Annotated in this window: 23 protein-coding genes; 7 read left to right on the top strand and 16 right to left on the bottom strand. The window is 68.1% G+C overall.

The genetic code is table 11. From position 1 onward, the window contains the following. Window positions 1-13: 13 nt before the first annotated feature. The 8 genes from mdcH to AC1DEL_RS01595 all read right to left on the bottom strand — a co-directional run bounded on the left by mdcH (window position 14) and on the right by AC1DEL_RS01595 (window position 6,846). Complete coding sequence (gene mdcH / locus AC1DEL_RS01630) at window positions 14-940, bottom strand: malonate decarboxylase subunit epsilon (protein ID WP_092293719.1); 927 nt, start codon at window positions 938-940, stop codon at window positions 14-16. Beyond that, a complete protein-coding gene (locus AC1DEL_RS01625) occupies window positions 937-1,587 on the bottom strand; it encodes a malonate decarboxylase holo-ACP synthase (protein ID WP_477125062.1) in 651 nt (216 codons plus the stop codon). Before AC1DEL_RS01625 ends, mdcH begins: the two co-directional genes overlap by 4 nt. Window positions 1,588-1,591: 4 nt before the next feature. Next, entirely contained in the window at window positions 1,592-2,416 is an 825-nt protein-coding gene (gene mdcE, locus AC1DEL_RS01620; RefSeq protein WP_092293723.1) for a biotin-independent malonate decarboxylase subunit gamma, read from the bottom strand. Next, window positions 2,413-3,267, bottom strand: a complete 855-nt coding sequence (locus AC1DEL_RS01615; protein WP_092293725.1) for a biotin-independent malonate decarboxylase subunit beta — start codon at window positions 3,265-3,267, stop codon at window positions 2,413-2,415. The genes mdcE and AC1DEL_RS01615 overlap by 4 nt, the downstream gene beginning before the upstream one ends. Further along, a complete protein-coding gene (locus tag AC1DEL_RS01610; protein ID WP_092293727.1) occupies window positions 3,264-3,575 on the bottom strand; it encodes a malonate decarboxylase subunit delta in 312 nt (103 codons plus the stop codon). The genes AC1DEL_RS01615 and AC1DEL_RS01610 overlap by 4 nt, the downstream gene beginning before the upstream one ends. Next, the gene (locus tag AC1DEL_RS01605) at window positions 3,575-4,456 is read right to left on the bottom strand and encodes a triphosphoribosyl-dephospho-CoA synthase (protein WP_477125063.1); all 882 of its coding nucleotides are present in this window, start codon (window positions 4,454-4,456) and stop codon (window positions 3,575-3,577) included. The genes AC1DEL_RS01610 and AC1DEL_RS01605 overlap by 1 nt, the downstream gene beginning before the upstream one ends. Further along, window positions 4,456-6,114 carry a malonate decarboxylase subunit alpha gene (mdcA, locus tag AC1DEL_RS01600; RefSeq protein ID WP_092293731.1) on the bottom strand — a complete coding sequence of 553 codons (1,659 nt, stop codon included), beginning with the start codon at window positions 6,112-6,114 and terminating at the stop codon, window positions 4,456-4,458. Before mdcA ends, AC1DEL_RS01605 begins: the two co-directional genes overlap by 1 nt. A gap of 138 nt (window positions 6,115-6,252) precedes the next feature. Further along, entirely contained in the window at window positions 6,253-6,846 is a 594-nt protein-coding gene (locus AC1DEL_RS01595; RefSeq protein WP_218158026.1) for a cytochrome P460 family protein, read from the bottom strand. A gap of 266 nt (window positions 6,847-7,112) precedes the next feature. Here AC1DEL_RS01595 and AC1DEL_RS01590 point away from each other — a divergent pair, with 266 nt between their 5' ends. Beyond that, window positions 7,113-8,060: a hypothetical protein gene (locus AC1DEL_RS01590; RefSeq protein ID WP_369823409.1), complete on the top strand. Its 948-nt coding sequence runs from the start codon at window positions 7,113-7,115 to the stop codon at window positions 8,058-8,060. Between the two features lie 8 nt (window positions 8,061-8,068). On the opposite strand, the gene AC1DEL_RS01585 is transcribed toward AC1DEL_RS01590, so the two are convergent. Both AC1DEL_RS01585 and AC1DEL_RS01580 read right to left on the bottom strand, forming a co-directional pair. Further along, complete coding sequence (locus AC1DEL_RS01585) at window positions 8,069-9,247, bottom strand: GGDEF domain-containing protein (protein WP_441591293.1); 1,179 nt, start codon at window positions 9,245-9,247, stop codon at window positions 8,069-8,071. Between the two features lie 108 nt (window positions 9,248-9,355). Beyond that, window positions 9,356-10,237, bottom strand: coding sequence for a LysR family transcriptional regulator (locus AC1DEL_RS01580; protein WP_477125064.1), 882 nt, complete (start codon window positions 10,235-10,237; stop codon window positions 9,356-9,358). 133 nt (window positions 10,238-10,370) lie between these two features. Between AC1DEL_RS01580 and AC1DEL_RS01575 the strand changes: the two genes are divergently transcribed. Continuing rightward, window positions 10,371-11,795 carry an aldehyde dehydrogenase family protein gene (locus AC1DEL_RS01575; protein WP_477159055.1) on the top strand — a complete coding sequence of 475 codons (1,425 nt, stop codon included), beginning with the start codon at window positions 10,371-10,373 and terminating at the stop codon, window positions 11,793-11,795. Between the two features lie 27 nt (window positions 11,796-11,822). Here the strand turns inward: AC1DEL_RS01575 and AC1DEL_RS01570 are convergent, their stop codons facing one another. Further along, window positions 11,823-12,479: a LysE/ArgO family amino acid transporter gene (locus tag AC1DEL_RS01570; protein ID WP_477125065.1), complete on the bottom strand. Its 657-nt coding sequence runs from the start codon at window positions 12,477-12,479 to the stop codon at window positions 11,823-11,825. Window positions 12,480-12,552: 73 nt separating this feature from the next. Between AC1DEL_RS01570 and AC1DEL_RS01565 the strand changes: the two genes are divergently transcribed. Further along, on the top strand, window positions 12,553-13,449 hold the full coding sequence (locus AC1DEL_RS01565) for a LysR family transcriptional regulator ArgP (RefSeq protein ID WP_477110492.1): 897 nt from the start codon (window positions 12,553-12,555) through the stop codon (window positions 13,447-13,449). Between the two features lie 25 nt (window positions 13,450-13,474). Here AC1DEL_RS01565 and AC1DEL_RS01560 read toward each other — a convergent pair whose 3' ends face one another. The 5 genes from AC1DEL_RS01560 to AC1DEL_RS01540 all read right to left on the bottom strand — a co-directional run bounded on the left by AC1DEL_RS01560 (window position 13,475) and on the right by AC1DEL_RS01540 (window position 18,725). Further along, window positions 13,475-14,749, bottom strand: a complete 1,275-nt coding sequence (locus AC1DEL_RS01560; RefSeq protein WP_477125066.1) for a GGDEF domain-containing protein — start codon at window positions 14,747-14,749, stop codon at window positions 13,475-13,477. Window positions 14,750-14,782: 33 nt separating this feature from the next. Continuing rightward, window positions 14,783-15,547 carry a substrate-binding periplasmic protein gene (locus AC1DEL_RS01555; RefSeq protein WP_177219896.1) on the bottom strand — a complete coding sequence of 255 codons (765 nt, stop codon included), beginning with the start codon at window positions 15,545-15,547 and terminating at the stop codon, window positions 14,783-14,785. A 133-nt stretch (window positions 15,548-15,680) separates the two neighbouring features. Next, a complete protein-coding gene (locus AC1DEL_RS01550; protein WP_092293748.1) occupies window positions 15,681-16,589 on the bottom strand; it encodes a LysR family transcriptional regulator in 909 nt (302 codons plus the stop codon). A gap of 66 nt (window positions 16,590-16,655) precedes the next feature. Then, window positions 16,656-17,276 (bottom strand): hypothetical protein, encoded by a 621-nt coding sequence (locus AC1DEL_RS01545; protein ID WP_092293750.1) that lies wholly within the window; start codon window positions 17,274-17,276, stop codon window positions 16,656-16,658. 126 nt (window positions 17,277-17,402) lie between these two features. After that, window positions 17,403-18,725: an MFS transporter gene (locus tag AC1DEL_RS01540; protein ID WP_092293752.1), complete on the bottom strand. Its 1,323-nt coding sequence runs from the start codon at window positions 18,723-18,725 to the stop codon at window positions 17,403-17,405. Window positions 18,726-18,874: 149 nt separating this feature from the next. Between AC1DEL_RS01540 and cyoA the strand changes: the two genes are divergently transcribed. The 4 genes from cyoA (at window position 18,875) to cyoD (ending at window position 23,087) form a co-directional block, all read left to right on the top strand. Further along, window positions 18,875-19,936, top strand: coding sequence for a ubiquinol oxidase subunit II (gene cyoA, locus AC1DEL_RS01535; protein WP_092293754.1), 1,062 nt, complete (start codon window positions 18,875-18,877; stop codon window positions 19,934-19,936). A gap of 67 nt (window positions 19,937-20,003) precedes the next feature. After that, window positions 20,004-22,007: a cytochrome o ubiquinol oxidase subunit I gene (gene cyoB, locus AC1DEL_RS01530; protein WP_092293756.1), complete on the top strand. Its 2,004-nt coding sequence runs from the start codon at window positions 20,004-20,006 to the stop codon at window positions 22,005-22,007. Next, window positions 22,000-22,659 carry a cytochrome o ubiquinol oxidase subunit III gene (cyoC, locus tag AC1DEL_RS01525; protein WP_092293758.1) on the top strand — a complete coding sequence of 220 codons (660 nt, stop codon included), beginning with the start codon at window positions 22,000-22,002 and terminating at the stop codon, window positions 22,657-22,659. The genes cyoB and cyoC overlap by 8 nt, the downstream gene beginning before the upstream one ends. Beyond that, complete coding sequence (cyoD, locus tag AC1DEL_RS01520; protein WP_092293760.1) at window positions 22,656-23,087, top strand: cytochrome o ubiquinol oxidase subunit IV; 432 nt, start codon at window positions 22,656-22,658, stop codon at window positions 23,085-23,087. Before cyoC ends, cyoD begins: the two co-directional genes overlap by 4 nt. The last annotated feature ends 12 nt before the right edge of the window (window positions 23,088-23,099 follow it).

The following is a 23,099-nucleotide window of genomic DNA, read 5'->3' as shown; positions in this document are numbered from 1 at the left end:
TCGGGAGCACCTTCTATTCGCCCCGGCTGGCCCGGTCCATCAACACGCGCACACTGTCCGCCCGCGTCTCGGCACAGGCCACCGCCTCCGGCAGCACCATGCCGGCGAGCCGCGTCAGCACGTTGCCGGGCGGCATCTCCACCGCCAGCCGCACACCGCAGGCGCGCGCCAGCAGCATGGTCTCGTGCCAGCGCACCGGCAGCGCCATGTTGGCGGCGAGATCCGCCGCGATGCGTGCCGGGTCGCGTAGCTCGCGCGCAGCGCTGGCGCTGAACAGCCGCAGCGTGGGCCGGCGCAGCGTGACCGGCGCGAACGCCTGTGCGAGGCTCGCGGCGGCATCGTCCAGCAGCGGGCAGTGGGACGGCACGGCGATCGCCACCCGCTTGGCGCCATGCGCACCGGCCTCCTGCGCCAGCGCCGCCACGCGGGCCATCGCCACGTCCGCCCCGGCGATGACCAACTGCGTCGGCGCGTTGAAATTGGCCACGTAGACCGGCAGACCGGTCGCCCGGACCCGCGTCACGATGGCTTCCAGCGCCGGGGCTTCGAGCCCGAGGATGGCGGTCATGCCGAAGCCCTGCGGGTAGGCGTCCGCCATCAGCCGGCCCCGCAGCGCCACCAGCCGCACCGCGTCGTCATAGGCCAGCGCGCCGGCCACCACGGCCGCCGCGTAGGCGCCGATCGACAGCCCGGCCACGGCCTCCGGCCGGGCGCCGTCCGCCATCAGCGCGCGCGCCGTGGCCACGCCCGCCGCCAGCAGGCAGAGCTGGACCGATACGGTGGATTCCAGGCTGTCGGCGGTGTCGAGCGCCATCACGTCATGGCCCAGCGCGTCGCTGGTCTGGGCGAGCGTCTCGTGCACGGCGCGATGGTCGGGCAGGCTGTGGAGCATGCCGGGGCGCTGTGCGCCTTGTCCGGGGAAGGTCAGCAGCGTGCTCATGCCGTCTGCCACGGGTCCGTGCAGCGCACCGGGCCGGTGGCGGTCTTCAGCAGCACGCGGCCGCCGGTGCGCAGGCGCTCCAGCAGGGCAAAGCCGCCGTGAGGCGTGGCGATCTGGATATCGAGCCGCGTCTCCTTGCAATCGTCGATCAGCGCCGCCAGCCATTGTTCGTCGGCCTGAGCCAGCGGCGCGGCGGCGTCGATCAGCAGGTCCACATCGCTGCCGGGATGGAGCACATCGAGCCCGGACGCGAGCGTGAACCCGGCCGCGCCGGTCACGCCCCAGTGCAGGCCGCGCGCATCGAGCAGCGGGGCGATCCGCGCCAGCGTGCGCAGCGCCGGGAGCGCCAGTCGGCGCGGGTGATCCTGCCAGCGCGCCGCCCCGGCGATGGCGAACGGCGACATCACCCGATCGCACTGGGACGCATCGATCCACGTGGCGTGGCGCTCCTCGCGCCGCCGGCCGCGCAGCCCCACCGGGATGCAGCTATCGCGCAGCAGATCGCGCCGCACCACTACGGGCGCCACCGCCAGCCACGTGGCATCGACCCACGCCGGCAGCGGCTGGCTGGCCGCGAACGCCGGGGCGTCGCGCAGCCAGATCAGGTCGTGCGGCTGGAGTGGGCGGGGGAGCGCAGCGTCCGGCACGGTGTCATCCCTGCCACTGCCGGGCGAGCACCTCGCGCACGCGCGCCGACGCCTGCCGATTCTCGCCGCCCAGCCGGCTGCGCAGGTCGCGCTCGGGGTCGGCGTCGATATCGGCCAGCGCAGCTTCCAGCGTCGTGCGCACCGTGGCGACGTCACCGGCTTCGGGCGCCTCGGCCCGGGCGACCGGCACGCGCCGCCACAGCAGGCCCAGCGTGGCGTAGTTGTCGATGTCGTAGGCCATCGGCGGTACGGTGGCCGCGAAGGCTTCGAGGTCCTCCACGCTGCGCATGGTGATGCGCGCCGCCGCTTCCTTGCCCATCGCATGCACCTGCACGCCGGGGTCCGCCAGCGCGACGATGCGGTTGGCCTGATAGCCGTGCGCGAGGAAGGCGCCCGACATGGCCTTGCCCACCAGCAGCGCGATCACCGGATGCCCCTGCAGGCGCGCGGTGGCGTAGGCATCCGCCGCGCTGGCCAGCGACTGGTGAATGCCGAACGCTTCCTCGCGCCGGCCGTAGGCCTGGCTCGGGGTGTCCACCACGGCGACGATGGCGCGCTTGACCGGCGCGTCGCGGTCCGCCTGCACGGCGTCATGGACGGCGCGCGCGAGCGTCCAGCCCTCGCGCAGCCCCACCTCGCCATGGCGGGCGCGCGGGAACGGGCTGGCGGCATCGGGCACCACCGCGATCCAGCGCACGGGCCGGCCCGCCAGTTCGCCATCGGCCACCTGGATCGAGGCCGGATAGTCGGTCAGGCGCGATGCGCCCTGGCTCAAGGCGGCGAGCCAAATGGCGCCCCGGGAGTTCGATTCAGTCGATTCGGTCGTCATGACGGTTCTCCAAACACGGCGCGCACGGTGGCCGCATCGGCCTGCCGCGCGGGGTCATAGTCGGCCAGCCGCTGCAGATAGGACGCATACGCGGCACTGCGCGGCGGGGTGGGTGGCTGATTGGGCGGCTCGGCGACGAGGGCCGCCACGGTGGCGCGGATCGCCGCGCTGTCATCCTCGACATAGCGGTCCGCCAGCCCGGTAGCGATGCGCTGCTCGCCGCCGGTCAGGCTCCAGATCAGCGGCCGGTCGCGCGAGTCGTACTCGGCAATGCCGGCCTCCTGCTCGATCACGGCCGGCCCGTTGAGGCCCAGCCGCGCCTCACGCGTGACCACCAGCGTGCTGCACAGCCCGGCCGCAATCGACATCCCGCCGAAACACCCCACCTGCCCCGCAATCACGCCGATCACCGGCTGGTAGCGGCGCAGATCGACGATGCCCGCGTGAATCTCGGCGATGGCGGCGAGGCCCAGATTGGCCTCCTGCAGCCGCACGCCGCCGGTTTCGAACAGGATCACCGCGCGCGTCGGGGTGCCCTGTCGGTTGTCCTGCGCGGCCAGTTCCAGCGCGCCGGCAATCTTGGCGCCGCCCACTTCGCCCAGGCTGCCGCCCTGAAAGGCGCCTTCGATGGCCAGCACGACGGTGGGATGCCCGTCGATGGTGCCCTTGGCGACGATCACGCCGTCATCGGCCTGCGGCACCACGCCCTGACGCGCGAGCCAGGTCGAAGTCAGGCCGTCGAACGGCCCCGCCAGTTCGCGGAAGGTGCCGGGGTCCAGCAGCGCATGGGCGCGCGCGCGGGCGCCCAGTTCGACAAAACTCTCGCGCGACAGCAGTGCGGGCTGGCTCATGGCTGCCCCTTGCTGTCATCCAATGCCTCGAACGCCTCGGCCAGCCGCATGCCCACCACGCCCGGCGTGGCGCCGAAGTCGTGGATGCGGATACGCATGGCGGCGCGCGGCTCGGCGCTGAAGACGCGCGTGAGTTGGGCGTCCCAGACGCGGCCGTAGCCGTCCACCGAGGTGGTCACCTGGATCGAGGTCTTGCCGGCGTCGCCGGGTTCGATCATCACTTCAAGGTCGCCGGAACCGACCACGCCCACCAGCACGCGCTGGCTGGCCGGTGCGCCGGCGGGATATTCGAACTGGAGTTGTTCCATCATCGGTCTCCGTGGGGGAGCGCCGGCCCGGTGGGCAGGCGATCCAGAAATAACGTGGCGGCGAGCAGGTCGGCGGCGCCGCCGGGGGAGGCGTTGCGCGCCAGCATGCCGGCTTCGAGCCGATGCAGCAGCCGCCGGCCCGGCAGCGTGCCGATGCCGCCCGCCGCCAGCACGGCAGCGGCGCCGGCCTGCATCGTGGCCAGCCCTTCGCGGCCGGCGCGGGCCAGCACGCAGGTATCGTCGAGCCCGGCCATGATCGCCAGCAGCGCATTAACGCGCGCGGTGGGCTCCGCATCGCCGCGCGCGCGGCTGGCGCGCAGCGTCGGCAAACCCCGTTGCACGACATGCGGGAAGCCGGCCTCGGCCTGCCCGCGCGCGCCACCTACCTGATACGCCTGCCGCGCCAGTTCGCCCTTGTTGCCGGTGTGCGCGGGGCGATGCCGGTCTGGCAGCCGGGCGATGGCCCCGGCCGCGTCGGCCACGGCGTGGGCATCCGCACCCTCCGGCAGCAGCCCGGCGGCGCCGGCCAGCAGGCCCAGGCACCAGATCGCGCCGCGATGGGTGTTGACGCCGCCGGTGGCGCGCAGCATCGTCGCCTCCGCCGCGCGGCCCAGCGCGCCGAGTTGTTCGCGCAGGGGTCGATCGACGCCGGAGGATTCCCGCCCCGCCTCCGCCATCGCGGCGAAGCCGCCGCGCAGGCTGCGCGCGGACGCCACCATCAGCGCCAGCGTCAGGTCGCGGTGGGCGCCGCTGCCGCGCGCATCCACCAGCCCGGGCTTGGGCGACAACATCGCCTCGTCGATCAACACCGCTTCGGCCAGTGCGCCGATGGCGCCGGCGCGGTCTTCGGTGAGCGCTACCGCATGGATTGGGACGGCCATTACCAGCTCCGGAAACGTGCCGGCGGCTCGTACAGCCCGCCCGACCACTCGACCAGATCGGCCATGCTCTTGGCCGCCAGCAGCGAGCGCGTGGCATCGGCGCGATGCACGCCGAGGTCTTCCGGCAGTGCGATCAACCCGTCGCTGCGCATCTGGCGCGTGGTGGCCGGATCGTGGCGCATGCCAATCGGCGTGACGCCGGCCACCGCCGCGATCATCCGGCGGCGCTGCTCGATCGACGTCGCCTTATATAAATAGGCGATACCTTCCTCGGTCAGCACGTGCGTGACGTCATCGCCATAAATCATCACCGGCGCCAGCGGCATGCCGGCATCCTTGGCCACCTGCACAGCGTCCATGGACTCCACGAAGGTCGGCTTGCCGCCCGCCTGGAAGGTCTCGACCATCTGCACCACCAGCTTGCGGCCCCGCGCGAGCGGGTCGTCAGTCTCGATCAGGTCGAGCCAGGCCGGGGTGGCGTGGCGACGTCCGCCCGGCTGGTGGCCCATGTTCGGCGCGCCACCGAAGCCCGAAAGCCGGCCGCGCGTGACCGTCGACGAATGCCCGTCGCCATCGATCTGGAGCGTGGAGCCGATAAACAGGTCCACCGCATACTGGCCGGCGAGCTGGCAGAAGGCCCGGTTGGAGCGCATCGCGCCGTCCGCGCCGGTGAAGAAGACGTCCGGCCGGGCCGACACGTAGTTCTCCATGCCCAGTTCGCTGCCGAAGCTGTGCACGCTCTCGACCCAGCCCGATTCGATCGCCGGGATCAGCGTGGGGTGCGGATTCAGCGTCCAGTGCTTGCAGATCTTGCCCTTGAGCCCGAGCGATTCGCCGTAGGTCGGCAGGATCAGTTCGATGGCGGCCGTGTTGAAGCCGATGCCGTGGTTCAGCGACTGCACCTTGTGCCGCTCGTAGATGCCACGGATGGCCATCATCGCCATCAGCACGTGCACCGGCTTGATCAGGCGCGGGTCGCGCGTGAACAGCGGCTCGCAGAAGAACGGCTTGTCGGCCTGCACCACGTAATCGATCCACGAGCCGGGGATGTCCACGCGCGGCAGGTCGGCCGGGTCGTCCACGATCTCGTTGACCTGGGCGATCACCAGGCCGTCGCGGAACGCGGCGGCTTCCACCAGCGCGGGCGTGTCCTCGGTGCTGGCGCCGGTGTAGAGGTTGCCGGCGCGGTCGGCCTTGTAGCCGGCAATCAGCACGATCTGTGGTGTCAGATCCACATACAGCCGGGCGTACAGCTCGATATAGGTGTGGATGGCGCCGACTTCGAGCAGCCCATCCTCAAGGAACTGCGAGATCCGCACGCTCTGCGTGCCGGCATAGGCGAAGTCGAGCTTGCGCGCGATGCCGCGCTCGAACAGGTCCAGATGTTCGACGCGGCTGACGCTCGGAATGATCATGTGCAGGTCGTGCACGGTGGCCGGGTCTACCTCGGCCAGCGCACGGGACAGGAAGTCCGCCTGCTTCTGGTTGTTGCCCTCGAGCACCACGCGGTCGCCCGGGGCGGTCACGGCTTCGAGGAAGGGGACGATGTTGTCGGTGGCAACCACCTTGCCATCGGCCAGCCGGGCGCCAAGGCCCTGGCGGCGGCGCTTCTCAACGCGGCGGGTGTCCCATTGGCGGGGAGTGGGGGAATCTGGCATCGCGGCTCCGGACATGCGGCATGACTGTCGATGTGGGCCACGATACGCCGGGGGCCATGGTCAAACAATGACACCCGGCGGCGGATCGTTACGGTGAGAGAAATGACGGGGCCGCCACTTCCCTCTGTCCGGGCTCGGCTAGTTGCTGTTAGGCGGATCCGGGGCGAAGCGGTTGAACACATAGTCGCGGTTCTTGACGACCGTGTGGCAGGCGAAGCAGGCCTGTTGCTTGGTGGCGTCCGAGGGCTTGCCGTCATCGAACTGCACGTAGCCCCAGCCGCCGGTGGCGGCGTACTTGGTCGAATCCCGCACCATGAACTGGAGGCCGTTCTTCGGGTGCCCGGCCACGTGGGACTGGGCCTTGCCGAAGGCTTCCGCGCTCTCCGCCAGCGCGTCGTAGCTCCAGGCCAGCCGGGCGATGATGGCGCCGTCGGGCAGCGGGTACTTGCCGCTGCGCAGGGCCACGACCGCCGCCTCGTTGCCGAGGATGGCGCGCAGGTCGTCGGTGGCGCCTTCCTCGCGGGCCACCGAGATCAGCGTCCACGCGCGGTAGCCGGGCGGGATCTTGTCCGGCACGGCTACCTTGCTGAGGTCCTGATTGGCTATCTTGGCGACCGGCTTGGCCGCCTGCATGCTGTCTTTCCCGGCGGCTTCCTTCGCCGTCTCCGCCAGCCCAACGCCCGCGCCAGCCAACGCCGTCACGGCCAGCGCCATCCCTACGATTTTTTTCATGGTTTGTCCTCCAGTGTGCAGGCGCCATCGTCACGCCAATCCGCCGCGCGGCATTGAACAGGCGGTCGGATTTGTCCGGAATGAACGTTGCGCAGCGTCGCGCCGTTTGCGCCACATCAAGCACCGAACTTTCTTAATGGCCGCGCAAGAAGTTTTACTTCCGCCGACTGGGCGTTGCGGCGATCATGACCGCGTCCTTGAATCCGGCCAGGAAGAGGTAGGCGATGCGCGCCCATGGCATCCTGAATTCCGCGCGATGTGTGGTGATGTTGGTGATGTTGGCGATGATGGGGATGGTGGGCCTCGCCCCGGCGCCGGCCCACGCCCAGACCGGCCCCACGTTCGGCATCGTGGGCGCCAACGTCCAGAAACAGGCGAATGCGGTGCTGACGCTGATGTCGTTCGCCGTGGTGCCTGACCTCGCCTCCAGTTCGCTCTCCATCAGCAACACCAGCACCGACAACCCCGCCCTGACGCTCTGGCAGCTCGGCGGCGGTTTCACCTTGAGCCAGTCGTTCCCGCTCTACCTGGAGGGGTCGATTGCCTACAACCGCTACGACCCGACCTTCGTGGCCTCCAACGGCCAGGAGACCCGCAAGCTGCCGACCAAGTGGAATACCTTCGCGGGCACGGTCGGCGTCGGCTGGGATTTCCCGCTCATCGACAGCAAGGAACTGGTATTCCGGCCGATCTTCAATGCCTCGATCGGCCGCGTGGCCAGCGACCTCTCCGTCGCCAAGTTCGCGGTGGAACATGTGACCGACCAGGAGATCGCCTTCCTGGACAACGGCGCCATGAACGCCTACGGGCTGGGCGGGTCGGTGATGCTGGACTGGGAAAGCCACCGCAACGAGCGCGATGTCGATGTGGAGCTGCGCTACACCAACATCTACCTGCGCAGCTTTGGCACCACGGGGGGCATGAACGCCTCCGCCGCCGCCCAGACCGCCAGCCTCTACGCCCGCTGGCGCGCGCCCACCGGCCTGCGTGCGCTGGACCGGCCGGTGCGCTATGTGCTCGAACTGTCCCACTCGCACTACTTCGGCAACCAGGCCGGCGCGCTGGGCTTCAGCCAGCTGACCACGGTCGGCACCGGGCTGGAACTCGACACCAGCGCACATGAAGTATTCGTCACCCGCATCCGGGGCGTGTTCCGCTACGTCTTCGGCAACAACGTGCACGGCCTGTCGTTCGGGCTGGCGGCCAGCTTCTAGGGCCCGGCTCAGCGCACGGCGGAGCCCTCGGCGGTCCGCGCCACTTCGAGCCGGTTGCCGCCGAGCGATTTGGCGCGATACAGCGCCTGGTCGGCGGCGGCCAGCGCGTCGGCCAGCGGCGGCACCTCGGTCTCGAAGTGGGCCAGCCCGATGCTGACCGTGGCCGGAATGCCGAGACCGAGGCCGTGGATCTGGTGCGGGATGGTGTCGGCGAAGCGCGTGGCCACGGCCTCGCCGAGCGCCCGGGCGCGGCGCGCGTCGTCGCCGGTCAGCAGGGCGGCGAACTCCTCGCCGCCGATGCGCCCGAGCAGCGCGTGCGGCCCCAGCACACGCCGGGCGATTTCCGCGAACGACTTCAGCACCTGGTCGCCAGTCTGGTGACCGTACACGTCGTTGACGGCCTTGAAGCGGTCGAGGTCGAACGCCAGCACGGCCACCGGCCGGCTCCCTTCGCCACCGAAGAGGCGGGCGCCCTGCTCGAAGAACCAGCGGCGGTTGCCCAGCCGGGTCAGGTAGTCGGTCTGGGCTTCCTGCAGGAGCTGGCCGTGGGCCTCGTCACGGATCAGCTTGAGCAGCGCCATCGGCAGGAGGACCGAGTACAGCACCCCTTCGTAGACCGTGAGCTTGCTGGCGGCGGCCTGCATCGCCGGCCCGTAGGCAGAAACCAGCCACGGCAGGATCAGGGCCCGCGCGAAATAGACCACGGCATGGATGCCCGCCACGACCACGATGATGTGGCGCGAACGGAGCGCCTTCATCGCCTCGCAACGCAGCATCTCGCGCGCTGTCATGGCGCTGATCAGCGCGATCGGCAGGGCGCTGACGTAGTTCCACATGAGGTCCAGCCGCTGCGCGCCCCAGCCGGCCCACACCAGCGCGTCCACGATCAGTATCCCCACCGACGCCGCGCGATACTGCCGCCCGCTCAGCGAAGCGATGCCGCCGAGGACCAGCAGGTACCCGGTAAGGATGACGAGATTGCTGACGGCGGAGCCCATCGCCCCGGGCACGCTGCGCCGGACCAGCACCAGCGCGCAGCCGATGGCGAGCGTCGTGAAACCGGCCGCGAGAATCCGCAGCGTGCGGCTGCGGCGGGGATTGGTCCGATGCTCCCAGAACGTCATGCCGGCACTGGCCAGAAGCGTCCCGATGGCGAGGAGATAAAGGGTGAGGAGGTCGACGTACATCCAGAATGTAAAGACATTGCACCGACGCCTCGCGCCGGCAGCAGAATTTTACGTTGGAAACCCGGCGGCGGGCGGTGCCTGATACGCCCCTCAGCGCCGCGCGTCTGCCTACTCGCGGATCAGGTCGATGAGCGCGCGCAGGCCGGCCGGCACGTGGCGGCGGCCCGGGTAGTACAGGCACAGGCCATCGAGCGGCGGCGTCCAGCCTTCCAGCACGCGCACCAGCGTGCTGGCCTGCAGGTCGGCGGCCACGTTCCACTCGCTCAGGTAGGCCAGCCCCAGCCCGGCGCGGGCGGCCTGCTGCGTCAGGCCGGGCTCGTCGAGGGTCAGCGCGCCTTTGACGTCGACGCGCACCGCCTCGCCATGCCGCGCGAATTCCCACTGGTAGATCGCCCCGCTCGGCATGCGCGTGCGGATGCAGGCGTGCGCGTGCAGGTCGGCGGGCGTGCGCGGCGGCTTGTGCCGGGCGAAGTAGTCCGGGCTGCCGACCACGGCGAAGCGCTGGGTATCGCCGAAGGGCACGGCGATCATGTCCTGCGGCAGGGTTTCGGCGAGGCGGATGCCGGCATCGAAGCCGTCGGCGACGATGTCGATCAGCCGCCCTTCCGTGACGATATCGAGCGTCATGGCCGGATAGCGCTGCAGGAAGGCGATGAACAGCGGCATCACCTGCCGCGCGGCGCCCGCCGAGGTGTTGATGCGCAACTGGCCCGACACGGTGTCGCGCAGGCTCCCCGCCTGCTCGATCGCGCCCCGGATCGTGGACAGCGCCGGCGCGATGCTGTCCACGAACTGCGCGCCGGCCGCCGTCAGCGACACGCTGCGGGTGGTGCGATGGAACAGCCGCACGCCGATGCGCGACTCCAGCGCCGCCACCGCGTGGCTGAGCGCGGACGTGGAGACGCCCAGCTCCGCCGCTGCCGCCCGAAAGCTGCGATGCCGCGCCACCGCCAGCACCGCCTCCAGTTCACCGAGGCCAGAGGATTTCATTATCCTGATTTCTTCATCATCACATCCCGCATTGTATGGCTAGTCAACACAATGGCGCAGGGCTATCTTGTGCTTCAGCCCGCGTTTTTCGCGCTTTGCTTAAGATGCTTTTCCGCTACCCCGGAGACCCACCATGCAGATCATCGACAAGATTTATATCGACGGTGCCTTCGTCACCCCGCACGGCGACGAGATGTTCGACCTGTTCAACCCGGCCACCGAACAGGTGATCGGCCAGGTGCGCCTGGCCGACGCGCAGGACGCCCGGGACGCCATCGCCGCCGCCAAACGGGCGTTCCCGGCCTTCTCCCGCACCAGCCAGCGCGCGCGCGTGGACCTGCTGAAGCGCATGCACGCCGCCGTGCTGGCGAAGGAAGACGAACTGTACGAGGCAATCACCGAGGAGTACGGCGCGCCGGTGTCCCGGGGCCGCTGGATGGCCCGGCATGCGAGCAACGTGCTGATCGACGCGGCCAATGTGCTCGAGCAGTACACGTTCACGCGCCGCGTGGGCGGCGCCGAGGTGGTGATGCAGCCGATGGGCGTGGCCGGGCTGATCACGCCGTGGAACAGCGACGCGGGCTTTATCTGCGGCAAGCTGGCTGCCGCCGTGGCCGCCGGCTGCACCGCCGTCATCAAGCCGAGCGAGATGAGCGCGATGCAGACCCGCATCGTCACCGAGGCGCTGCACGCGGCGGACGTGCCGCCCGGCGTGTTCAATATCGTCACAGGGCGCGGCGATGTGGTCGGCGCCGAGATCAGCACGCATCCCGATGTGACCAAGGTGTYGTTCACGGGCTCCACGGCGGTCGGCAAGACCATCCTGCGTGTGGCGGCGGACACGCTGAAGCGGGTGACGCTGGAGTTGGGTGGCAAGTCGCCCGTGGTCGTGCTCGACGATGCGAACTTCGACGAAGCCGTGCCGATGGCCATGGACGCCGGCTTTATGAACAGCGGGCAGGCGTGCATCGCCGGCACGCGGATTCTGGTGCCGGAACACCGGCTTGCCGAGTTCGAGGCGCACGTGCGCGACATCGTGGCGGCCACGCAAGCCGGCGATCCGCGCGATCCGCAGACGACGGTCGGGCCGATGGTCAGCCAGAAGCAGTGGGAGCGCGTGCAGCGCTATATCCGCATCGGCATTGACGAAGGCGCGCGGCTGGTGGCGGGCGGCGAAGGCCGGCCGGAAGGGCTCGACGCAGGATGGTTCGTGCGCCCGACCGTCTTCAGCGATGTGACCAACGACATGACGATTGCGCGCGAGGAGATCTTCGGACCGGTACTGTCGATCATTACCTACCGGGACGAGGAGGAGGCCATCGCCATCGCCAACGACACCAGCTACGGCTTGCAGGCCTACGTGCTGTCGGCGGATGTCCAGCGGGCGCACGCGGTGGCATCGCGCATCGAGGCCGGGCGGGTCCTCGTCAACACGCTCGCCCACGACCCGGCGGCGCCGTTCGGCGGCCTGAAGCAGTCGGGCATTGGGCGCGAGTACGGCGTCTATGGGCTGGAAGCGTTCCTGGAGACCAAGGCGGTGCTGAACGTGCCGGTGTAGTCAGGGGCGCTGTCATGGCGGGCGGGCTCAGCCCGCCCAGGCATGGCGCACCAGCAGCGCCGACAGAAGGAACATGGTGATGCCGACCAGCCCGTCGAGCACGCGCCAGGCCTTCGGCCGGGCGAACCACGGGGCGAGAAAGCGCGCGCCAAACCCGAGCAGCCCGAACCAGCACAGGCTGGCGGAACTGGCGCCCGCCACGAACCAGCCACGTAGCGCGGCCGGCTGCTGGGCGCCGATGCTGCCCACCAGCAGCACGGTGTCCAGATAGACGTGTGGATTGAGCAGCGTGAAGGCCGCCGCCTGCGCCAATATCGCGCCTCGGCTAAGACTCTTCGCACCCTTCTCCCCCTCCGACGCCTGCAGCCGGTGCGCCTGCCCCGCGCGCCGCAGCGCCCGCCAGCCATAGACGGCCAGAAAGATCGCGCCGGCCAGCGCCAGTAAGCGCGCAAGGCCCGGGCGCTCGCCCAGCGCCTGGGCCATGCCCATGACGCCGGCGGCAATCAGCAAGGCATCCGCCACCGCGCAGAGCAGGACCACGCTGCCCACATGCTCCCGGCGCAGGCCCTGACGCAGCACGAACGCGTTCTGCGCGCCGATGGCGACGATCAGGCCGAAGCTCAGGGCCAGGCCCTGCAGGGCGACGGATAAAGGGAGCGAAGGAGTGGGCAGTGCGGAAATCATGCGCGCAGCTTGCCTGCTCTGGAAAATGTAGACAAACTATCTTTTCTTCATTCGATGTAGTTTCGCTAATCTCATGCTCGATTACGCCGCCCTGTCCGCCTTGGCCGCCGTGGTGCGCGAAGGCAGCTTCGAGCGTGCGGCCCGCGCGCTGCACGTGACCCCATCGGCCATTTCCCAACGCATTCGCCTGCTGGAGGAGCGCGTGGGCTGCGCGCTGGTGATCCGCGACCAGCCCTGCCGGGCCACGGAAACCGGGCGCCGCCTGTGCCAGCACGTGGACCGCGTGCGGATGCTCGAACATGAATTGCAGGGGACGTTGCCGTCACTTGCGGCGGAGGGGCTGGCGCGGGTGGCGCTGCCCGTCGCGATCAATGCCGACAGTCTGGCGACGTGGGCCGCGCCGGCGATTGCGACGTTTGCCGCGCAACATCCCGTCCTGATGGAGGTGGCGGTGGACGATCAGGACCACACCACCGAATGGCTGCGCAGCGGCGCCGTGCTGGCTGCCGTGACCGCCGCCGCCCGCCCTGCCGCTGGCTGCGAAAGCCGTCCGCTGGGCGCCATGCGCTATCTGGCGGCTGCCAGCCCGGCCTTCGTGCAACGCCATTTCGCCGCCGGCGTGGGTGCCGGCAGTCTGGCGGCGGCGCCGAGTCTGGTGTTCAACAACAAGGATGCGTTGCAGGCGACCTGGGTGCGGCGCCTGTGCCATCGGCATGTGGAACTGCCCCGGCACACGCTGCCGTCGTCGCAGGCGTTTGTCACGGCGGCCGTGGCCGGCATGGGCTGGGGCCTGCATCCGCAGAGCCTGATCGCCGGGCATCTCGCAGACGGCACGCTGGTCGAACTGGTGCCGGACACCCCGCTGGACGTGCCCCTGCACTGGCACTACGCCCGCGCGGCATCGGCCTTGATCGACGGCCTGAGCCGGGAAGTGATGGCCGCCGCCCGGACCGGTCTGTTACCGCCCTGACCGGCCCGGCGGCGGCTTTCCGCTGTTACGGCGTGGTCACGCCATCGTCGGCGAACTCGACCCGATTCCGGCCGCGCTCCTTGCTGCGGTACAGGGCCGTGTCGGCGCGGGCGATCATGCCGTGGATGGTGTCGCCCGGCTGCACGCAGGCCACGCCCAGGCTGGCGGTCATCCGGCCCGTCACGGCAAAGTCCTGCTCGGCCACGGCATTGCGCAGGCGGTGCGCGAACTGGACGGCGTCCTGCAGGGCAGTATCGGCGCAGATCAGCAGGAATTCTTCGCCGCCCCAGCGCCCGAGGGTGTCCGTCGGCCGCTTGACCGCCATGATCAGGTCGGCGATCTCCACCAGCACGCGGTCACCCACCTGATGGCCGTAGGTGTCGTTGACCGACTTGAAGCGGTCCACGTCGATCAGCAGGATCGAGAACGGCTTGCCTTCGACACGGCTGCGCGCCAGCGCGCCGGCCAGTGCATCGTCGAGATGCCGCCGGTTGAACACCCCGGTGAGCTGGTCGGTCTTGGAGAGCGCCTCAAGCAGGCGGTTTTTCTCCATCAATTCCAGTTCCGCCTCCGTGCGCAGGGCAATGATCAGCCGGAGGCGGCGCAGGACCGAGTTGAAGCCGTCGATCACGCTATCGAACTCGGTGCGACCCAGCCGGGCAAGTTCGTCGAGATGGTCGCCATGGCTGGAGGACAGTTCGAACAGCGCCTCCCGCAGATGCTCGAGCGGCTGGAACACCATCCGCAGGCCGAAGGTCAGCAGGATGACCAGCGCTACGTCGATCACGGCGACCTCGGTGATCCCCTGGATCATGGCCGCGCGCTGGGTCTTCTGCATGGTGTCGCGCGTGAAGCGGACCACGGCCGTGCCGATGGCCTGGCTGCGCCGCTCGGCGTCGATGTCATCCGGGGGATAGAGCGTGACTTCCGCCAGCACGTCATGCCCGCTGGCCGCGCAGAATGGCCCGGCCGGGGCGGCGGTGGCCGTGCGCTGCACCGCCGCGTACACCTCCTCCCGGTCCGGGGAGAAGACGCAGGCCTCGGTGACCTCGGGATGGATCAGCGTGGATTCCAGCTGCGTGCGCAGGGTCCCCACGTTCAGCGCCCAGGTGGGCGCGGCCAGGCTCTGCTTGAGGCCGTCCAACACCTCGCCACGGGTCCGCTCGAAGCGCTGCTCCAGGTCCTGGTGCAGCAGCCATTGCCGATGCATGGCGAACGCGCCCAGCGTTGTCGTGGTGGCAACGATGAACAGCACGATCATCCTGTTCCGGATCGAACGAACCGGTGGCAGCAGTGGCATGGAATGCGCAATCCTGAGGGGTCGCGGCGCGGGCTATTGGTCCGCCGCCTGGTCGAACAATTGCCGGAACCTGGCGAGTTCCGGGTGCGATTCCTCGTACTTCTTGCTGAATCCGACGTGCACGGTCTCGGTCTTGATGGTCATCGCCCGCCGGGACTTGTAGCGCATGCGCTCCGGAATGCCCTGCGCTTCCAGCGTGACCAGCGCCTCGTTGATGACCACGGTGGGATTCACCACGCAGTCGATCTCCTGCACCAGCATCTTCTTGACCAGGTCGTGGAACTCATGCCCCTCCACGAGCTGGATCTTGCCCTCACGCGCCAGCTGGAAAAAGCGCGGGCCGGGGGCGAGGTAGCCGCGCTGGTTGCCGAACTTCAGCCCGGCGAAGTCGTCCGGATAGCGATGGAAGGTGCGGCCCTCGATCGAATCGCGGTTGCAGTGCACCGCCACTTCCTCGCTATAGAACGGCTTGGAGTGATTCAGGAACGGCCGCTCCCTGGGCCGGTAATAGACGCCGAGCACGCCGGCGCTGTTGCCGTTCCGGGCCTCCTCCACCACCCGCGCCCAGGGGGCAAAGCGGACCTGCACCTTGAATTCGGGAATCCGCTTCAGGACGCGATTGATGTTGTCGATATAGGCGCCCTTGGGAATCCCGTTTTCCTCGTAGGACTGGGGTCGCTGGCCGGCCTCCGAGTACAGGACGATGGTGGTCTGCGCCTGGGTGGGCGCTGCAGGCGGCGCGGCGCGGGCCTGGGCGGCGGCCTGCGCGTGCCAGATCCCCAGCACCAATGGCGCCATTACGGCGATTCGTCGCGCAGACAGCATGATTTCCATGGGCACCAAGGGATTGACACGCCAGTACAACGGCATTCTCCCGTATTTATTGACGGCGGTGCGGCCCCCTCACAAGGGGTATTGCCTCCCGGAAACCCTAGGCTTTCATTAGCATCCGRCACACGGCGGCCAGGCCGAGCAGGTTCGGATCGCGCTCCCGGCGGCGCAGGAAACTCAGGCCGATGGACTGCTTCATGTCGTATTCGGCGGTCAGGGGGACAAAGGCGACGTTCTTCGCGAACACGTCCCGCACGCGCCCGGGCAGCAGGGAATAACCGATGCCGCCGCCCACGAGGTTCATCAGCGAGAAGATGTCCCCGACCTTCATCACCACGTTGGGCGTGAAATCTGCGATGCGGAACGCCTCCATGAAGCCGCTCGATGTCACAAAGCCCTCGCCCAGCGACACGAACGGCTCGTCCCGGCAGACCCGCAGGTCGATCTCGGGCAGCGTGGCGTAGTGGGAATCGGCCGGGGCGGCGAAGAAGATGTCGTCCTCGAACATCGGAATCGACTCGATTTCGGCGTCGGGCTCGGGCAGGGCCATCAGCGTGGCGTCGATGGAGCCCTGGCGCAGCTTCTGGAGCAGGTCGGCGTTGGAGCCGAGCACGAGTTCGGTCTGCAGCTCCGGGCGGCGCATCTTGATGCCGATGACCACCTGCGGCACGGTCTTGATGGTCAGCGAATAGAGCGAGCCGATCTTGAGCTGGTCGGCGGAGTAGCCGGCGGCCTCGCGCGTGACGCGGATGCCGTCGGACATCGTCTTGAGGACATCTCGCGCCACATCGGCCAGCACGTGCGCGGCCTCGGTCGGCAACAGGTTGCGGCCCTCGTGGCGGAACAGCGCGCAGCGCATGCCGTCCTCGAGCGAATGGAGCGCCCGGTGCACGCTTACCGGGCTGATATCGAGCGCCTCCGCGGCCTTGGCCAGGTTGCCGGTCTCCATGAAGGCCAGCAGGGCCTCGAGCTTACGGAACGTGATCTCTTCACTGATGCGCAGGGGCATGGCGGCGGGGGCGACGGGAGGGTCAGGGGGTCGATGACGCCACCATGATACGCCGCCCGCCTCGCGCTATTCGAGCGCCGTGCCCTTGGCCTGCGGCGCGTCCGCGGCATCGGCCGGGACTTCTGCTGCCGGCTCAGCCTGCCCTTCTGCCGGTCCCTCGGCGGCCTGCGCCGGCGGCTCGACCTCATCCTTCGGCACGTAGGACGGATCGCGCGCCCAGCGGTTCAGGTCCTTGGCCAGCGCCACCGCGCTGCGGTTCAGGATCGAACAGGTGCCCTTGAACCCGCCCCAGAATCCGCCGATGGACCAGCGGTTCAGCTTGACGTGGCGCGCCACCTTGCCGCCTTCGATCAGCTCGGCATTCACCGTGATGGCCTTCGGGCCGGTCCAGGCCCCGCCGCCCACGCCCAGGACGTGCGTGATCTGGAGCCGCATCACCTGGGCCTCGCCGGCCTCCGCGCCGGCGGCCAGCTTGCCGTCACCGCCCTTGTTGCGGCGGCGCAGGACGTCCGACACACGCGTGGCCAGCATCGACTCGATCTGGCATTCCTCGCGGACCTTGTCGACCACGCCGGCGCCGGGCGCATAGGTAACGGGGGTTTCCAGCAGGACTTGAGTGTTGGCGGCCAGGGCAGGCGCGCACAGCAGCGCGCCCAGGGACACTGCGCACAGGGACTTGGAAGACATGGAACGAGACTGAGGATGGATCGCGAGCCGAAGGGTATCAGCGCGCCGGCCGCCACGCCTCAGTGGTTAGTGGGGTGTCGGCGTGGCGCAACGGGTGGCGATGGGGCAGGTCGTGCCCCATCGGTGCTACACCTCGTCGTGCGTGCCCAGCGCCTTGTTGATCCGCAGCGCCACGAGCGTGCCGACGGCACCGGACAGCAGGTACAGGCTCACTGCCGCCAGCCCGAACAGGGACGACAGGCCCAGCGCCACCAGCGGCGCGAAGGCCGCGCCGAACAGCCAGCCGAAGTCCGTGGTCAGTGCGGCGCCCGTGTAGCGGTAGCGGCGGTCGAAATTCGACGTCACCACGCCCGCCGCCTGCCCGTAGGACAGCCCCAGCAGCGCAAAGCCGACCAGGATGAACACGTCCTGCCCGGTCTGCCCGCCGTCGAGCAGCCATGGGGCGAACAGGCTGAAGATGCCGATCAGCACCGCCATCACCGCCAGCGTGGTGCGGCGGCCGATGCGGTCCGCGATCCAGCCTGACAGCAGCGTGCCGATGAAGGCGATGAAGCCGCCCACGATCTGGATCGCCAGCATGTCCGTCACGCCCTGCGCCTTGTGCAGGAGCACCCAGGACAGCGGGAACACCGTCACCAGGTGGAACAGCGCGTAGCTCGCCAACGCCGCGAAGGCGCCGAGGAAGATGTTGAAGCCTTGCGCGTTCACCATCTGCAACGTGCTGATCGGCTCCAGCTCGCCTTCGTCGAGCAGTTGCGTGTACTCGTGCGTCACCACCAGCCGCAGCCGCGCGAACAGCGCCACCACGTTGATGGCGAAGGCCACGAAGAACGGATAGCGCCAGCCCCAGTCGATGAATTCAGCCGGTGTCAGGCTCGCGTAGAGGAACAGGAACAGCGCGCCGGCGATGATGAAGCCCGTGGGCGCGCCCAGTTGCCCCACCATCGCGTACCAGCCGCGCTTGTGCGGGGGCGAGTTGATGGCCAGCAGCGACGGCAGGCCATCCCACGAGCCGCCGAAGGCAATGCCCTGCAGGAAGCGGAAAAACGCGAGCAGGTAGATGGCGGCGCTGCCGAGCGTGGCATAGGACGGCAGGAAGGCGATGCCCACCGTTGCCGTGCCGAGCAGGAACAGCGAGGCCGTCAGCTTGACGCCGCGCCCCCATCGGCGCTGAATGCGCATGAACAGCGCCGTGCCGAACGGCCGCCCGATGAACGCGAAGGAAAAGATCGTGAAGCTGTAGAGCAGCCCGGCCAGCTCACTGGCGAAGGGGAAGTAGACCGATGGGAAGACCAGCACCGAGGCGATGCCGTAGACAAAGAAGTCGAAGTACTCCGACGCGCGGCCGATCACGACGCCGGTGGCGATTTCGGCGGGCGCCACCTGATGGTGACCTTCCGCCGGAGGTGCAGTCGGCGACGCGCGGTGCTGATGGGTCAGGCTGGCCATCCTTGAGATCTCCTTCGCGAGCGAGAGGCATGTCAAACTGCACTCAAAGTCATCCACTGACAAGAATAGCGCCTAAACTGCCATAGGAAATCGAAAAGATGATTGCGTCGAGCGGCGCTCGACGTTCCTCAAACGCCACTTCCGCAACCATGCGACCCTTCGATTCTGCGGCTCGGCCGCTCAAAGTGACGGGAAGACTGCTTTTGCGTGTTGGTGCGTTCGGCCTGCTGGCCGCGCTCGCCGGTTGCAACGCAGTGCTTTTTTCGCCATCTGGCGAGTTGGCCGTGCGCCAGCGCGACCTCATCATCATCGCCACCCTGCTGATGCTGCTGATCATCGTTCCGGTGATCATCCTGACGCTGCTGTTCGCCTGGCGGTACCGGGAGAACGCCAACAATCCCCACTACAACCCTGACTGGGACCACTCCACCGTGCTGGAGCTGGCCATCTGGGCCGCGCCGCTGCTGATCATCATCGCGCTGGGCGCCGTGACCTGGGTGAGTACCCACCAGCTCGATCCCTACCGCCCCCTCACCTTCATCGACGGCAAACGCGCCGTCACGCCTGACACCAAGCCGCTGGTCGTGGAAGTGGTGGCGATGGACTGGAAATGGCTGTTCCTCTACCCCGAGCAGGGCATCGCCACGGTCAACGAGATGGCCGCGCCGGTGGACCGGCCCATCGCGTTCAAGATCACGGCCACCTCGGTGATGAACACGTTCTTCGTGCCCTCGCTGGCGGGCATGGTCTATGCGATGCCCGGCATGGAAACCAAGCTGCACGCCGTCATCAACAAGGCCGGCGTCTATGATGGACTCTCGGGCAACTACAGCGGCGAAGGGTTCTCGCACATGCGCTTCAAGTTCCACGGGCTGTCAGACGGCGATTTCGACAAATGGGTGCAGCAGGTGAAGTCGGGCGGCACCGCGCTCTCCAAGGATGCGTACGTGAAGCTGGCCGAGCCGAGCGAGCGCGTGCCGGTGCAGCGCTATGCCAGCGTCGAGCCCGATTTGTACAAGCAGATTCTGAACCGCTGCGTGCTAGGGGGAACCTGCATGGCGGACACGATGGCGCTGGACCGCAGCCGCGGCAAGTTCGACCCGTCCACCTATGTCTGCACGGCCGGCAATACGGCTGGCGGCGCGGCGGGCGAGGCGTCCATGTTCGCCTCGGAACCCGCGCTGAACGACGGCAGGCGCTTGCTGCGGTAGACGAAGCGCCGCCGGACTCGTAATCTTTCGCCAATACTCAGCGGCCTGCTGGCCCAGGTGACACAACATGCCCGAGCGTTCCGATCTCGCTTCGCCGATCTTTGGCCGCCTCTCCTGGGAGGCCATTCCGCTCCATGAACCGATCCTGCTGGCGACGTTCGCCGTGGTGGCGCTCGGGGGCCTCGCCCTCGTCGGCGCGCTGACCTACTACCGGGTCTGGGGCTACCTGTGGCGCGAGTGGTTCACCAGCATCGACCACAAGAAGATCGGCATCATGTACGTGATCCTGGGCATCGTGATGCTGCTGCGCGGCTTTGCCGACGCGATCATGATGCGCATCCAGCAGGCCGTCGCGTTCGGCGACAACCTCGGCTACCTGCCCCCGCACCACTACGACCAGATCTTCACCGCGCACGGCGTGATCATGATCTTCTTCGTGGCGATGCCACTGGTCACCGGGCTGATGAACTTCGTCGTGCCGCTGCAGATCGGCGCGCGCGACGTGGCGTTCCCGTTCCTGAACAACTTCAGCTTCTGGATGACCGTGGGCGGCGCGATACTGGTGATGATGTCGCTGTTCGTGGGCGAGTTCGCGCGCACCGGCTGGCTGGCCTATCCACCGCTGTCCGGCATCCTGCACAGTCCGGACGTGGGCGTGGACTACTACATATGGTCCCTGGAGGTGGCCGGGGTCGGCACATTGTTATCGGGGATCAACCTGCTCGTCACCATCGTCAAGATGCGCGCGCCGGGCATGACGCTGATGCGCATGCCGATCTTCACCTGGACCTCGCTGTGCACCAACGTGCTGATCATCGCCGCGTTCCCCGTGCTGACCGCCGCCATCACCATGCTGGCGCTGGACCGCTACGTCGGCACGAACTTCTTCACGGCGGACCAGGGCGGCAGCGCCATGATGTACGTGAACCTGATCTGGATCTGGGGCCACCCCGAGGTCTACATCCTGGTCCTGCCCGTGTTCGGCGTGTATTCCGAGGTGGTAGCCACCTTCGCGCGCAAGCGGCTGTTCGGCTATGCGTCGATGGTGTACGCCACGGTGGTGATCACGGTGCTSTCCTACCTGGTSTGGCTGCAYCACTTCTTCACGATGGGATCGGGCGCCAGCGTCAATTCGTTCTTCGGGATCACGACGATGATCATCTCGATCCCAACCGGCGCCAAGATCTTCAACTGGCTGTTCACGATGTACCACGGGCGCATCAAGTTCGAGGTGCCGATGCTGTGGACCGTCGGCTTCATGGTCACCTTCGTGATCGGCGGCATGACCGGCGTGCTGCTGGCGGTGCCGCCCGCTGACTTCCTGCTCCACAACAGCCTGTTCCTGATTGCCCACTTCCACAACGTGATCATCGGCGGCGTGCTGTTCGGGCTGATGGCCGGCATCACCTACTGGTTCCCGAAGGCCTTTGGCTACAAGCTCGACCCGTTCTGGGGCAAGTGCTCGTTCTGGTTCTGGCTGGTCGGGTTCTACGTGGCGTTCATGCCGCTGTACTGGCTGGGCTTCCTCGGCGTGACGCGCCGCATGAACCATTTCGACGATCCGTCGCTGCAGCCGTGGTTCCAGATCGCCGCGCTGGGTGCGCTGCTGATCGCGCTCGGCATCGGCTGCTTCATCATCCAGCTGGTGGTCAGCTTCATGCGCCGCGAGCAGCTGCGCGACACCACGGGCGACCCGTGGAACGGCCGCACGCTCGAATGGTCCACTTCGTCGCCGCCGCCGCAGTACAACTTCGCGTTCACGCCGATGGTCCACGACGCCGACGCCTGGTGGCAGATGAAGCAGCTGGGCTACCAGCGCCCCGACCAGGGCTTCATCCCCATTCACATGCCGAAGAACACCGCCGCCGGGATCGTGCTGGCGGGCCTGAGCACCCTGTGCGGCTTCGCCCTGATCTGGCACATCTGGTGGCTCGTGGTGGTGTCCTTCGCGGCGACGATCATCTCCGCCATCGTCCATACCTTCAACTACAAGCGCGATTACTACATTCCGGCCGATGACGTGGTCCGGACCGAAGCGACGCGCACCCAACTGCTCGCGACCCATGGTTGAATCGACGATGCCCCTCTCGCACGGCGGCCCGGGCACCCACCCGGCCGCGCCGCTCGACCACAACTACCAGTTCTACGTCAAGGAAGAGGTCCACGCGGAGAACGGCACGCTGCTCGGGTTCTGGCTCTACCTGATGAGCGACTGCCTGGTCTTCGCGTGCCTGTTCGCCTGCTACGGCGTGCTCGGGCGGGAATACGCGGGCGGCCCCACCGGGGCGGAGCTGTTCGAGCTGCCGCTGGTGGCCCTGAACACCACCTTCCTGCTGCTGTCGTCGATCACCTACGGCTTCGCCATGCTGCAGATGCAGGTGCGGCGCAAGGCCGGCACGCTGATCTGGCTGGCCATCACGGGCGTGTTCGGCCTGGCCTTCCTGTTCGTGGAGCTGTACGAGTTCGCACACCTGATCCATGAAGGCGCGGGGCCGCAGCGCAGCGCTTTCCTGACGTCGTTCTTCGCACTGGTCGGCACGCACGGGCTGCACGTGACGTTCGGCATCATCTGGCTGGTCGTGCTGATGTTCCAGGTCAGCCGGCACGGGCTGATCACCGCCAACAAGCGTCGGCTGATGTGCCTGTCGATGTTCTGGCACTTTCTGGACGTCGTGTGGATCGGCGTCTTTACCTTCGTCTACCTGATGGGAACGCTGCAATGAGCGTGCACGACAACACCCTCGGCGACCACGCGGACGCGCATGGTCATGGTCACGAAGAAGAGATCGGGCCGCACGCCACGCTGGGCGGCTACCTGACCGGCTTCGTGCTGTCGGTCTTCCTGACCGCGATTCCGTTCTGGCTGGTGATGGGCGATGTGTTCGACAAGACTTCGACCACGGCCGTGGTGATCCTGCTGCTCGGCGCAGTGCAGATCGTCGTCCACATGATTTTCTTCCTGCACATGAACGCGCACTCGGAAGGCGGCTGGAACATGCTGTCCCTGATCTTCACGCTGGTGCTCGTGGTCATCACGCTCACCGGCTCGCTCTGGGTGATGTTCCACCTGAACAGCAATATGATGCCGTCGATGCAGCATTCGGAGAAGCTGCCGGGCCCGGGCGGCATCACGCCGCCCAAGGCCCCTTGATACTTCTGATAC

It is taken from the genome of Cupriavidus sp. 10L43_2 (assembly GCF_056395265.1).
Note: the sequence above shows the minus strand (reverse complement) of the source record. Positions and strands in the feature narration are given on the sequence as shown.

What these genes read in the sequence shown, in the direction of transcription:
- AC1DEL_RS01580 (WP_477125064.1), bottom strand. Translation starts at nt 10,237, where the DNA reads ATGAAATCCTCTGGCCTCGGTGAACTGGAGGCGGTGCTGGCGGTGGCG.
- AC1DEL_RS01565 (WP_477110492.1), top strand. Translation starts at nt 12,553, where the DNA reads ATGCTCGATTACGCCGCCCTGTCCGCCTTGGCCGCCGTGGTGCGCGAA.
- AC1DEL_RS01555 (WP_177219896.1), bottom strand. Translation starts at nt 15,547, where the DNA reads ATGGCGCCATTGGTGCTGGGGATCTGGCACGCGCAGGCCGCCGCCCAG.
- AC1DEL_RS01610 (WP_092293727.1), bottom strand. Translation starts at nt 3,575, where the DNA reads ATGGAACAACTCCAGTTCGAATATCCCGCCGGCGCACCGGCCAGCCAG.
- cyoC (WP_092293758.1), top strand. Translation starts at nt 22,000, where the DNA reads ATGGTTGAATCGACGATGCCCCTCTCGCACGGCGGCCCGGGCACCCAC.
- mdcH (WP_092293719.1), bottom strand. Translation starts at nt 940, where the DNA reads ATGAGCACGCTGCTGACCTTCCCCGGACAAGGCGCACAGCGCCCCGGC.
- cyoD (WP_092293760.1), top strand. Translation starts at nt 22,656, where the DNA reads ATGAGCGTGCACGACAACACCCTCGGCGACCACGCGGACGCGCATGGT.
- mdcE (WP_092293723.1), bottom strand. Translation starts at nt 2,416, where the DNA reads ATGACGACCGAATCGACTGAATCGAACTCCCGGGGCGCCATTTGGCTC.
- AC1DEL_RS01615 (WP_092293725.1), bottom strand. Translation starts at nt 3,267, where the DNA reads ATGAGCCAGCCCGCACTGCTGTCGCGCGAGAGTTTTGTCGAACTGGGC.
- AC1DEL_RS01605 (WP_477125063.1), bottom strand. Translation starts at nt 4,456, where the DNA reads ATGGCCGTCCCAATCCATGCGGTAGCGCTCACCGAAGACCGCGCCGGC.
- AC1DEL_RS01590 (WP_369823409.1), top strand. Translation starts at nt 7,113, where the DNA reads ATGTTGGTGATGTTGGCGATGATGGGGATGGTGGGCCTCGCCCCGGCG.
- AC1DEL_RS01540 (WP_092293752.1), bottom strand. Translation starts at nt 18,725, where the DNA reads ATGGCCAGCCTGACCCATCAGCACCGCGCGTCGCCGACTGCACCTCCG.
- cyoA (WP_092293754.1), top strand. Translation starts at nt 18,875, where the DNA reads ATGCGACCCTTCGATTCTGCGGCTCGGCCGCTCAAAGTGACGGGAAGA.
- AC1DEL_RS01545 (WP_092293750.1), bottom strand. Translation starts at nt 17,276, where the DNA reads ATGTCTTCCAAGTCCCTGTGCGCAGTGTCCCTGGGCGCGCTGCTGTGC.
- AC1DEL_RS01570 (WP_477125065.1), bottom strand. Translation starts at nt 12,479, where the DNA reads ATGATTTCCGCACTGCCCACTCCTTCGCTCCCTTTATCCGTCGCCCTG.
- mdcA (WP_092293731.1), bottom strand. Translation starts at nt 6,114, where the DNA reads ATGCCAGATTCCCCCACTCCCCGCCAATGGGACACCCGCCGCGTTGAG.
- AC1DEL_RS01585 (WP_441591293.1), bottom strand. Translation starts at nt 9,247, where the DNA reads ATGTACGTCGACCTCCTCACCCTTTATCTCCTCGCCATCGGGACGCTT.
- AC1DEL_RS01595 (WP_218158026.1), bottom strand. Translation starts at nt 6,846, where the DNA reads ATGAAAAAAATCGTAGGGATGGCGCTGGCCGTGACGGCGTTGGCTGGC.
- AC1DEL_RS01560 (WP_477125066.1), bottom strand. Translation starts at nt 14,749, where the DNA reads ATGCCACTGCTGCCACCGGTTCGTTCGATCCGGAACAGGATGATCGTG.